This is a genomic window from Bacillus cereus group sp. Bc031 (assembly GCF_027716265.1).
Taxonomy (GTDB): Bacteria; Bacillota; Bacilli; order Bacillales; family Bacillaceae_G; genus Bacillus_A; species Bacillus_A paranthracis.
The window spans coordinates 1-11853 of sequence record NZ_JAQFUL010000117.1 but is presented as its reverse complement, the minus strand read 5'-3'; the positions used below and the strand labels follow the sequence as shown (position 1 = coordinate 11853).

Genomic DNA, 11853 nt, shown 5'->3' with positions numbered 1-11853 from the left:
TTGAATACAGAAATCATCTTCTTGATGCCGCCTAACTTTTTTTAAAATGTCCTTTACAAAGGGTACGGATTAAATCATCTAGTCCTTTTTTTATTGATTGGATGTTTTAATTGGTCTTTATCAGCTTTAATACTAGGATAAGTTTTCATAAGGTTCAATTCGTAAAATTGTTAAGAGGTATGCTGTGATTCAATTCGAAATCTGCTACGTCTTCGGCTCGAATAAGAAAAAATACGATCGGGGAGTGAAGGTCAATAAAGAATCATATCAGGAGTTCTCAAGGGCAACTACGGCAAACAAGTAAGAAATGGTCACATCTAAAGCAAAAACAGCGTGAAACCATATCAACTTGGCTGAGAGAGGCTTATATAGAGGAGATTAAGGCTCATGACCGTAGATTAAAAGCGAGAGAACATGAGGATGTTTTAAGCCAGGTATTGTTTAAAATTCGTGAGCATGAAATTTGGATTACGGAATACGAAGTAGAGAAGTATTACAAGGGAAAAATAAATAAGTGGTATAACAAACACATTTCATTAAATTTAAAAAATTATAATGGAGGAATAATGTGAAGTTATACTAGCTGGTGATTAAATCTTTTGAAAACTAAATTAGTTGTATAATAAAAAGTAAGAATACAATCATCGGCCCATTAGTTAGAACAATTGATAAAATCTTAGTGACTATTTTACAGTTTTTTCACTAAAAGCCATTATAGAAATGAAAATAACATATAAAAAAGAGGTGTTTTTATGGTATCAGTTACTCAGAGGATTTCTAAAATTAAACAGCCTAGAGGTGGATATGTTAAACCTAAAGATTTCGATGTTATAGAATTAAATGATGGTATTGTTTTGTATGAAGAAGAGAATATACATAGTGCTTTAACTGGACTTGCCGTTGATTATCTTACTCGTTTTACTATGGGAACTTCCTTAGAAAAAGCTTTTAGAATTTCTCTTATAGGTGCATCAAGGGTTAATGAGGACGATTATGCAGAAGAATTATTAAGCGGGATTAATGGTCTTGATGATAATTCGATAGAAAATGCGTGCAAATTGGTGGGATTTGATACTGCTCATAGAGCTGGTATTGCAAGTTACAAGTCGGTACAGAACATTCAGCCAGATTCCGCTACTATTTCTAATATTAGAAACATGGTAAAGCGTAGCAGGACTTTTAACGATAATTTTGGACCGATTGTAAAAGACGGTTTCACTTTTGAAGGGGGGTATACCCAGCTTATATCAAGTGGAGATGGTGACTTTTTAACAGAAACGACTTTATGGGATTTTAAAGTTTCAAAGAAAGATCCGACTAATAAAAACACTTTACAGCTGCTTATATATTATTTAATGGGTGTTCATTCTATTCATTCTGAATTTGAACAAATGGAAAAGCTAGGGATATTTAATCCTCGATTAAATAAAGTTTATTTATTAGCGATAAGTGCGATATCTGATGAAATTATCAATGATGTTAATACTACTGTTATAGGATATTGATGAATTATTTTTGAGAGATTGTAGATTCAAAATGAAGGTCTGTTGTTACTTGATTTTAGATGCGCTATGTCTTCGGTTTGAATAGACAATAAGTAGAAATACGATATTTGGTAGGGAAAACAATGAAAAATCAGACCATAAGTTCTAACGGATATTTCATCAAAATAAGTCACAAATACTTTAATTTATTATAAATGTACTAGGGAATCAGAAACAAGGGTTACGTGACTTCTCTAATGACTTATAAATTAAAAATATATACAAGAATTCACTATCTGAACTTCTTTTTAAGTTAATATATTCAAGGTTGGTTAATGAAAAAGATGCATATTCACATAACACAAAAAAGATAAGAGGTATTTTTATGTTAATTTCTGAACTTCATATAAATAATTTTAGATCGTTTGGATATAAATCACAGATGATAGAAACTACAAATTTAACAGCACTAATTGGTGCCAATAGTTCTGGTAAAACAAGTTTAATCATGGCTTTATTAAGATTATTTGGACAAAAAAATACAGATAGAACTTTAGTGAAAACAGATTTTCATATTCCAGAGAGCGCGGATATATCTAAAATTAAGGAAATAGATCTTATGATAGAAGCAAAGATAACATTTCCGGAATTAATGTCACAGTCACCTGCTGATGTAAAGACAGTCCCAGAATACATTAAACATTTAATTATTGAAGAAACAGGTGCAGATCCTTATTTACGAATTAGGTTAAAAGGTAAGTGGGTACAAGGTTCAACCCCCGAAGGTAATATTGAACAAGAATTAGTTTATGTAAAAGTTCCCTATGGTCATGAAGAAAAAGAAGAAGATTTAACTAGAGTACAAATACATTACCAAAAATTAATTCAAATGATGTATATACCTGCAATGAGGGATCCAGCAAAACAATTAAAAAATGCTTCCGGTACTTTATTATGGCGTATATTTGATGGGATTGACTGGCCAAAAGATTTAAATGACGATATAAAATCTTTAACGACTCCTATTGAAACGTTATTTAAAGAGATTCCTAGCATAAAAGAGATGCAGGGGATTTTAAATACTCAATGGAATAAATATCATAAAGATAAAAGATATTCCAATAGCCAATTTAAATTTAATGGTAATAGTTTAGAGGAATTTTTAAAAAATGCTGAAATTTTATTTAATCCAACTGTTGATGGGAATTCTGTCAAGATTGATAGTTTAGGCGATGGTTTAAAATCTTTATTTTATATAACATTAGTATCTACTCTACTTGAAATAGAAAATAAACAAGAAAAAGATGATAAGCCTTTGTTAAACATCCTAGCTATTGAGGAACCTGAAAACCATATTTCACAACATTTGTTAGGACGAATTGTTAGAAACTTAAAAGAAATATCCAATAAAGATAACGCACAAGTCATTTTATCATCACACAATTCATCTATAATTGGAAAAATAGATCCAGAGTATATTAGACATTTACAAATAAAGAACTCAGAATCAATTGTAAATAATATTACTCTTCCAGAAAAAGCAGATGATGCACATACTTATATTAAAGAAGCCGTAAAGGCGTATCCAGATCTATATTTTTCGAAATTGGTAATTTTAGGTGAAGGAGATAGTGAAGAAATAGTATTACCCAAACTACTGAGTGCTGACAATATATATCTAGATGATTTCAATATTTCAGTAGTTCCCTTAGGAGGAAGATATGTAAATCATATGTGGAAGCTTTTAAATGATTTATCAATACCATACGTTACTTTATTGGACTTAGATAGAGAACGAGGTGGTGGCGACTGGGGGAGAATTAAGTATGTATTAAAACAACTTGATGAGAATAATAGATGCTCAGAACAACTTCGTACAGTTGTATTAACTCCAAGTAACAAAACACGTATTTATAGTATGGAAGATATAGAAGATTTTCATAAGAGAGAAAGTGATAGGTTAAAGTCACTGGATACTTGGATAAAAAAATTAGAAAAAGAAGATGTTTTCTTTTCATATCCCCTTGATCTTGATTTCTCTATGTTAAAAAGTTTCCAACAAGAATATCAAAATACTATGACAAGAGGGCCTCGAATTCCGCAAGATGTAGATTTACCAGAATATGATGAAAAATTACAAACATCTATACAAGCAACTTTAAAAAATAAAAAAGCTATTGCAAAGACATATTCTGGAGAGGAAAAAGAGCTGATGATTTGGTATAATTCTCTATTTTTAGGTAGAGGGAAACCAGGTACACATATAGCGGCATTAAAAGATATTGGAGATACTGAAATACTAAAACATGCTCCTGAAGAACTCTTACGACTTGTAAAACGTGTAAAAGAAAAAGTTGGATTAGTAGGAGATAATACAGATGAATAATAAGGTATTAGAGCAAGATTGGAAAACTTCAAATGATGTAACACTTGAAGATTCAGCCTTACTTGCTATAAGAGCTTCTAATCATGTTGCGATTGCCGCTGGTCCAGGTGCTGGAAAAACAGAATTATTAGCACATAAAGCCGGCTATCTTATTCAAACTGGGATTTGTCCAAATCCCAAAAAAATATTAGCTATTAGCTTTAAAACAGATGCTGCAAGAAATCTGCAAGAACGTGTCGAATTAAGATACGGTAAAAATGTAGAAAATAGATTTGAATCAAAAACCTTTGATGCCTTTGCTAAGGGAATATTAGATCAATTTATATACGCATTACCTAAAGACTATCAACCCGATAGAGATTACGAGATTATTTTAAACGAAAAATCACTAAACGATATAATAAAAGGATATATTACAAAATCTAATCCTTATCATCCTAATTGGCAACATGAATATCATCTTAAAAAAGTGTTGGAAACCATAAAAGAAACGGAATTGCCAATAGTGGTTTTTGAAAATGATTTATATTCTTGGATAAACGAAAGATTGTGGATGGTTTTATTAAATGGTAAGGGGAATTTAAAAAGCTCACTTACTTTTTCAATGATAACAATTTTAGCTGAGTATTTATTAAAAGAAAATCCATTAATAGTTAAGGCATTACAAGCGACATATAGCCATGTTTTTTTGGATGAATTTCAAGATACAACATATAATCAATATAGTCTTCTGAAAACAATTTTTTTGAACTCAGATACTGTTATTACTGCTGTTGGAGATAATAAACAACGTATTATGGGGTGGGCTGGGGCTTTACACAATGCATTTGGAATATTTAAATCTGATTTTAATGCAACTCAGCATACACTTTTTAATAATTTTAGATCTGCGCCTAAATTAGTTTCTATACAAAATATTTTTTCTAAAACTCTTAATGACACTTCCATGGAAGTTCTCCCAGTTGGAGAGTGGAATAAAAATGATGGAGTTTGTGAAATATGGAATTTTAAAAATCACAAAACCGAAGCAATCCTATTAGCGTCTTATATAAGTGAATGGATGAAAGCCGAAAATTTAAACCCTAGAGATTTTTGTATCATCGTTAAACAACAAGAACATATCTATGCAGCTGAAATAATGAAGGAGCTTTCCAAAATTAATATAAAAAGTAGAATAGAAAAAGATTATCAAGACCTTCTATCTGAGGAATTAGTTCTGCTTATTATTAGGCTTTTACAGTTAAGCTATGAAGAAAAATCCCCTGAATTATGGCTGAATATCATTGATGAAATTATAGATATAAAGTACAGAGACGTTGATCCAGAAAATATAAAATATCGCATTATAGAAAATGAATTGGTAAAAACGCTAGATGAGGTTAGAAAACTTTATTCAGATATTGATGTTACAAACTTCAATTCACAATTTACAGAAATATTACAAGAAATTATAGTTTTTTTAGGCGAAGATAGTATCAAGGCAACTTATCCGAAATACAAACAAGCTAATTACTTTGAAGAAGTAATACAAAAAATGCTAGATAAACTAAAATATCAAAATCGTATTTCAATGAGGGAATTATTACAAGAGTTTTGTGGTAAAGATAGTATACCTATTATGACAATTCATAAAAGTAAAGGACTAGAGTATCACACTGTGATTTTTATTGGAGTTGAAGATGCTGCATTTTGGAGTTTTTCTACTCAAAAAGAAGCAGATAAAAATGCATTTTTCGTAGCATTATCTAGGGCGAGACAAAAAATGATATTTACTATAAGTAAAAAAAGAAACATTTTGAAGTATGGTAAGGAGAAAAATATAACGCAAGCAACTGAAAATGTCTCTGAGCTTATACAAACATTAATGGATGCGGGTGTCCCTTTAATTGAAGAAAGTGATTTGGAAAACAAATTATAATACACCTTTTTATTTTAAATTTGTGCAACGTAATATCACTTCATTCTTACAAGAATTGTGAATGAAGTAATTAATTAAATGATATTTGTATGAAAATACAGATGTATGATCAAGCTGGTCGTGTAGCAAATGTATACCGTAGTTTATAAGGTAGCGTATATGGCCCTTTATTATTTATTACGAAAAATAAGGCCATATCTTGAGGGCAGTTATATTTACTAGGCTAAACCTTTATATATTTCAGGACATCATTTAAGCAAAAGTGAGTGAGTAAGTAATATAATATATCCTGTATTCCCTTTACGAGGAACTTTCACAGTTCCTTGGCAGAAATTTATATTGGAAATATTTAATAATAAGTAGCTACCTAAGAAACTCGACGGGCAGTGCCTATACTGAGGTTTATGGTGGCTATATCTCTTTCTGTATCACGCTGAAAATAACTATATTTTCAGCGTGATACATCTTTCAGCATTTTTCTGTGATTATTTGCTGAAAATTGAAGAAATACATCTTACTTGTTACTCGTATAAGAGATTAAATAGATATAATAAAAAAGAGAATAAGTGCAATAAAAATATGACTAAATATAAATAATACACTTTCATTTACAATAGAATGGGATGATCTAGAATTATGCCAAATTAATTTTTTTATTATTAAACCATATATTATAGAAACTAAAATGAGTAGAAGTAATAGCATAACAAATTGTAATCTATTATATTCTACTGATGTTGCAGTAATAATAGCAGGTTTTAAAGCAATGAAATAAATTGTTAAATATATAAAAATACTTAGAATACAATATAATGAAAAATTCAACAAGTTTTTGTACAAATAATTTCCACCTCTTTCCTTTTCACTCTACAATGTAGCATCTATATCCCCCACCTCTTATAGATGTATCCTAATTCTATTTAATTATTATCATAGCAAAATAGACCTACTATAAAGTTGACTTTAAACTATTTATCAATAATAGTCAGAAAATAAAGATAAATAATCAGGAATATCTATTAACAATAAAAGTGTATACATTCATTCGCTTTCAATATGTTAATTACATTATAATATGTTTATTGGATGTAAATAATATTCCTTTTTGAAAGGGTGTATATTAAATGCAGTATTCTTACATTGAGTATTTTGATGGTTGGGAGAAAATATTTCCTAGTGGTAACTTAATTGAATTCCAGCAGAAAAGTTATATAGAGTTAGATTCTATGGTTATAGATAATGATAAGGAAGCCAAGTATATAAAAGGTAGAAAAGCGTTATATCAGGCAAAATGCCCTATATGCCAAGACGTCATGTCATTTAATAAAGGATCTAAGACTGTTAATAAAAATCCGTACTTTTTTCATTTAGATAAAGAACAATGTTTTTCATTTGAATCACTGGCACATGCTAAAACTAAGAAATATTTATATGAATTATTTAGTAAGGCTGGTTACATCGTAAAAGAAGAGAAAAGACATAAGGACATTTCACGTGCCGACGTAGCGGTACTGCAAACAATTGATGGAAAAGAAGAGCTAAAGTTGGCAATCGAAGTACAAGCGTCTAATATTCGGACTAGTAATATTACGAAGAGAACAAATATATATTTTGAAGAAAATGTACCAACTGCATGGGTGTTAATGCTAGATAGTTTCTTTCCACCTAAGGAAAAAGAAGTAAATGGTGAAAAAATATACACGGATAGTTATAGTGGTACAAGAATTAGTAGTTTTAATCCAGAAACAAATTCTTATGAGTATACATATATTTCTCCATTAAAAGAGGAATATTTCTTTATAACAGGGGAAAATAATAAAGCATTTAACTATTTGATGGATATATACCATGTTATTGTAACTGTTGATCATAATGGACATGTATTTTTAATTCGAAGAACTCCTGAAAGTTCTAAGTTAAGGGTAGATGCATTGTTAGAGAACCGAGAACATTCAACACAAGATGATATATTTCTGGTTAACCGAATAGCAGAGCCTGACATTGTACCAGTATTATTAGAAACGGAATTATTGCGAGCACCACATAGTGAAAATGATACGAGGCTGAAAAAGAATACTCAATTAAATGAAGAATTTAAAGGTCAAATTCATAGAAGTGATTCTGATCCTACGAATTTAGTAGATGCTGCTATTGAGTTTGATAAAGCCCAACAGATAGAGGAGGCATTAAATAGTATAGAATTAGCGAGAAAAGCAAGAGAAGAAATAAAAATAGCTTATACTAACAAATTACTAGAGATAGAACAAGAAAAAGCTGAGGAGCGCAGAAGGCAAGAGGAAACATTGGCTGAACAAATGGCAAAGGATTATATGAGCGACTTATATAATCAATATAAAAAGGAATTTAGTATTCTAATAGAACGCTTGGAGACAGAAAAGGTTCAATTTCATTTATCTTCAATTGGTAACTGGTATTCTTGGTTGAATTATTTAAAAGAAGAGTGCCATAAGTGGTATATAGTCGTAAAAACTTTATTTAAAGGATTTCCAACAAGTTTCTTAAGTGACAAGAATGATTATGAAATGTATTTTAATGAGGAACAAAATAGATACAAAAAATGGATTGAGGGTAGAAATTTAATTGAATTTGTAGAAGAAATACAGCAACATTATGAGCAGGTAACCGATAATACTACAGAAAAAATATTTTATAAAGAGCTTTTGGAGAAGTATGGAAAAAAGTTAGATAAAGTGCAAAAAAAAGAAAAAATCCAAAAGGAGCAAGAAGAGAAACGTATCCAACAAGAAAAATTTAAAAAAGAGGAAGAAGAACGGAAACGTATTCAATTAGAGAAAGAACAATTATATAGAAAACAAGAGCTTTTAAACAAAGATTATGATGAGATACCACTTTTAACAAAAAATGAAATTGATGATTTTAGAAATAGGTTTTGGGAGGAATACAAATGTATTCCTAAAAAAGAACGTACTGCTTATGAAAGAAAGTATTTTCCTTCAGGACTGCCACAGTGGTTTATGAAAGACAAGATTCCCCATGTAGAAAAAGAATTAGAAGCTGAATTAAAAAAGCAAAATAGCAAGAACAAGGAGCAAAAAGAAAAATTAAAAGATAACGACGATGGCTATATTCAGCTGAAGTTATTATAAAAGAAATTTTTGTAATCGGAAGATAACATATATCTAATTAAACATTATTTTTTTATATTATAATTTAGTAATTATATTTTTTAGGAGGATACATATGAGATTAAATAAAAGTGAAAGATCATTGCCTGTATTATTAGCTTATGAAAGAGATGAAAGTGGGAATCTTGCAGTTTGGTGCCCCTATTGTGCGACATGGCATCTTCATGGACAAGGAGACGGGCATCGTAGTGCTCATTGCCAGAATAGGAGGAGTCCATTTATAGAAACCGGGTACATTATTAAAAAAGGATCGAAAAAAGATTATGCTTTCGGTAGAACATATTATGACAGTTATGACAACTTAGATTTGAAATATCGTTACTAGAGGATTTTTCTTTAATTTAAGAATCAATTTATAAGTAATGCCAATAAGTTAGTCTTATTTAATCGGATAAGTTATTAGAAGGAGTGGGAATTTATGGGGTATAGTACTCTATCTCTTGATTTTAAAAATAAAGTAGTTGTCGATAAAACGAAGTGGAAAGAAATATGGGACGATTGTATGGAACCAGATAGTTTTGCTGAGTATGTGTATATGGTGATTGAAAATGCGGCGCGTCGTTATAAATTTAAACATGACTTTGAACCAGAGATATACATGTTTAATTTAAATAGCCCTTATAAGGTAAATCTGAGATTGGATAATAAAAAATACATATTGATAATGAATCCCTTTGATGAAAGTCAACTTGTTAATGCAGAATAAGGTTATTATAAGTAATATCGATTAATCAAACTCTATTTCCAATCAATTTTAATGTATAAGGTTATTAAATTATGCGAAAAAACATTAGGGAAAATTGTATATAAAAAATAATTTCATATAACACATTTAAGGAGGATATTTCATAAATGGAGCAGGTTATACAAGAGTTTTTTTCTCCAAATAAAAACTATAAGGTTCAAATCATTGAAAGAAAAGATGGTCTATATACAACAGAAGCGTATAGATGGATGGAGGATTGTGGATATGAATTTTGGAGTTATATTTCACAAGGATTGACTTTGATAGATAGTGAGGAACATGCGCGAAAGATTGCTATGGAGCAACTAAAGGAATGTTCAAGAGATGAGTTTTAAAAACACCCTATTTTATCTATGAAATTATGAGGGAGTATGATGTTTTATGAAAATATAGAAGTAAATTTTATTTAATCTTATTTATTTTATAAGAATTGTAAGGTATACTAAAAGTAGGTGCAAAAATGCACTATTTGAAAAAGAGTGCAAGGCAAAAAAGAATCCGTAAAGGATTCTTTTTTTATTTTTAGAAAATGATAAATTTGAGAAAAAAGAAACAGAATAATAAGGTATTTGTTGATAAAGACCCTCTCTTGTTACAAAATTTTACATATTTGGTATAGTGTATATGAATGCTATATATATTAAGGGAGGAATGGGAATGAAGAGGTTCATAACTCATGCAAATGGTAATAAAATCTTTAAAAAGTTAGTTTTAATGGTTTTGCCAATGGTTCTAATGATAATGATGATAACCCCATCGAATGGTGTATTGGCAGCCGACCAATCAAATACCGGTTCACTAAAAGGTGTGAGTCTATTTAATGGAAGTTGGACTGTTGCTATACAAGCTGCAAATTTACAATATGTGTCTGCTGAGCCATCGGGCAATGTAGTAGCAAATCGTAATGCAGTTAATGAATGGGAGAAATTTGAATTAATTCCGACTGGGGAATTATATACGTTTGCTTTAAAAGCGAAAAGTAATGGAAAGTACGTTTCGTTTGAGCCAAATGGTAGAGTAGTAGCAGATCGTACATCAATTGGGGGATGGGAAAAATTTATCTTATATAATGGTGGAGATAATAGGATATATGTATTACAAGCGCTAAGTAATGGTAGATTCATATCAGCAAATGGCGGTAGAGAATTAACAGCTAATAGTTATGTAGCTGGAAGCTGGGAAAGATTTGTTATTGTGTATTTCTAAATTTTGAAGTGTTTTATATATAAATAATAATGACCGGTTTAGTTTAAATGCATGCTAAATAAAGAGTTAAGTACTTAATACAAGTATATATTAAGGTGCAAAAAGGACTGCAAGTAATTGCCAGTCCTCTTTGTATGTTAAATAAGTAATTACTGAGGATGTAATGAAAAGAAAAAGAACCCTATTGGGTTCTTTTTCAAGGCATATTAACAGTAAGGAGAATCATGAAATGCTACTTCAAATCTTTATTAGGGGAAAGATTTTGAAAAAGCTTAACATATATCTATTTTTACATAAATGTAAGATATAGTAAATTGATAATCTTTATACTTACTATTACTAATATTCAATTAAGATAGTTAACACTATGTATATAGTGTTAACTGATGATTAGTATAGTATACATTTAGAAATCTAGTATTAGATTACAATTGTCAAAAAAGCTAATAGATTTATCATTTCAAATTCTAACTAACATTTAAACGAATTTAATTGAAATGGGGTGTGTATTAACTCTTATAGGCTAATGAAAGTAAATAAAATAAACAAAGACCCTGTAAAAAAATACAGGGTCGGATACAGGGTTAAAGGAACGCATAGTTTCTTAAAAACATAATAGCATATATATTTTGTGTAGCTATATGAGGATTTTGACAAAATTAAGAACAAGACAGAAAATCTTTTAGAAAACAAATATATTGTTAGAAATATGATTTGGAAGTAAACAATTTACATGTTGATATAGACGAAAAATCTTGAGCACCATGATCAAATTGTCTTTAAATAAGAGGTTTAGATTAGTGAAATAGTTGAATCTTCCTGAAAAAGAAAAATGTTTTTTTAGATTAAAAGAAGAAAAGACACTACATGATTAAATATATATAAGGATAGTTAATCACCTAAAAATATAGCCTGTATCTTTGATTACTAAGTAATCAAAGATACAG

10 protein-coding genes are annotated in these 11853 nt (G+C 29.8%); 9 read left to right on the top strand and 1 reads right to left on the bottom strand.

Annotated elements, in window-relative coordinates:
* Positions 1 to 254 precede the first annotated feature (254 nt).
* The 4 genes from PDQ33_RS26460 to PDQ33_RS26445 all read left to right on the top strand — a co-directional run bounded on the left by PDQ33_RS26460 (position 255) and on the right by PDQ33_RS26445 (position 5788).
* Positions 255 to 572 carry a transposase gene (locus PDQ33_RS26460; protein ID WP_076856703.1) on the top strand — a complete coding sequence of 106 codons (318 nt, stop codon included), beginning with the start codon at positions 255 to 257 and terminating at the stop codon, positions 570 to 572.
* A 180-nt stretch (positions 573 to 752) separates the two neighbouring features.
* On the top strand, positions 753 to 1505 hold the full coding sequence (locus PDQ33_RS26455) for a hypothetical protein (RefSeq protein ID WP_076856704.1): 753 nt from the start codon (positions 753 to 755) through the stop codon (positions 1503 to 1505).
* Between the two features lie 364 nt (positions 1506 to 1869).
* Positions 1870 to 3870 (top strand): ATP-dependent nuclease, encoded by a 2001-nt coding sequence (locus PDQ33_RS26450; protein ID WP_270395233.1) that lies wholly within the window; start codon positions 1870 to 1872, stop codon positions 3868 to 3870.
* Positions 3863 to 5788 (top strand): UvrD-helicase domain-containing protein, encoded by a 1926-nt coding sequence (locus PDQ33_RS26445; protein WP_076856706.1) that lies wholly within the window; start codon positions 3863 to 3865, stop codon positions 5786 to 5788. The genes PDQ33_RS26450 and PDQ33_RS26445 overlap by 8 nt, the downstream gene beginning before the upstream one ends.
* Positions 5789 to 6325: 537 nt before the next feature.
* Here the strand turns inward: PDQ33_RS26445 and PDQ33_RS29115 are convergent.
* The gene (locus PDQ33_RS29115) at positions 6326 to 6628 is read right to left on the bottom strand and encodes an NADH dehydrogenase (protein WP_076856707.1); all 303 of its coding nucleotides are present in this window, start codon (positions 6626 to 6628) and stop codon (positions 6326 to 6328) included.
* A 284-nt stretch (positions 6629 to 6912) separates the two neighbouring features.
* Here PDQ33_RS29115 and PDQ33_RS26440 point away from each other — a divergent pair, with 284 nt between their 5' ends.
* The 5 genes from PDQ33_RS26440 to PDQ33_RS26420 all read left to right on the top strand — a co-directional run bounded on the left by PDQ33_RS26440 (position 6913) and on the right by PDQ33_RS26420 (position 10906).
* Positions 6913 to 8916 (top strand): competence protein CoiA family protein, encoded by a 2004-nt coding sequence (locus PDQ33_RS26440; protein ID WP_076856708.1) that lies wholly within the window; start codon positions 6913 to 6915, stop codon positions 8914 to 8916.
* Between the two features lie 94 nt (positions 8917 to 9010).
* Positions 9011 to 9280 (top strand): hypothetical protein, encoded by a 270-nt coding sequence (locus PDQ33_RS26435; RefSeq protein ID WP_001238822.1) that lies wholly within the window; start codon positions 9011 to 9013, stop codon positions 9278 to 9280.
* A gap of 93 nt (positions 9281 to 9373) precedes the next feature.
* Positions 9374 to 9661, top strand: a complete 288-nt coding sequence (locus tag PDQ33_RS26430) for a hypothetical protein (RefSeq protein WP_076856709.1) — start codon at positions 9374 to 9376, stop codon at positions 9659 to 9661.
* Between the two features lie 146 nt (positions 9662 to 9807).
* Positions 9808 to 10035, top strand: coding sequence for a hypothetical protein (locus tag PDQ33_RS26425; RefSeq protein WP_000438636.1), 228 nt, complete (start codon positions 9808 to 9810; stop codon positions 10033 to 10035).
* 322 nt (positions 10036 to 10357) lie between these two features.
* Complete coding sequence (locus PDQ33_RS26420) at positions 10358 to 10906, top strand: fascin domain-containing protein (RefSeq protein WP_076856710.1); 549 nt, start codon at positions 10358 to 10360, stop codon at positions 10904 to 10906.
* Positions 10907 to 11853: the final 947 nt, after the last annotated feature.

Coding starts and splice junctions, on each gene's coding strand:
- PDQ33_RS26455 (WP_076856704.1), top strand. CDS start 753: ATGGTATCAGTTACTCAGAGGATTTCTAAAATTAAACAGCCTAGAGGT.
- PDQ33_RS26450 (WP_270395233.1), top strand. CDS start 1,870: ATGTTAATTTCTGAACTTCATATAAATAATTTTAGATCGTTTGGATAT.
- PDQ33_RS26445 (WP_076856706.1), top strand. CDS start 3,863: ATGAATAATAAGGTATTAGAGCAAGATTGGAAAACTTCAAATGATGTA.
- PDQ33_RS26440 (WP_076856708.1), top strand. CDS start 6,913: ATGCAGTATTCTTACATTGAGTATTTTGATGGTTGGGAGAAAATATTT.
- PDQ33_RS26435 (WP_001238822.1), top strand. CDS start 9,011: ATGAGATTAAATAAAAGTGAAAGATCATTGCCTGTATTATTAGCTTAT.
- PDQ33_RS26430 (WP_076856709.1), top strand. CDS start 9,374: ATGGGGTATAGTACTCTATCTCTTGATTTTAAAAATAAAGTAGTTGTC.
- PDQ33_RS26425 (WP_000438636.1), top strand. CDS start 9,808: ATGGAGCAGGTTATACAAGAGTTTTTTTCTCCAAATAAAAACTATAAG.
- PDQ33_RS26420 (WP_076856710.1), top strand. CDS start 10,358: ATGAAGAGGTTCATAACTCATGCAAATGGTAATAAAATCTTTAAAAAG.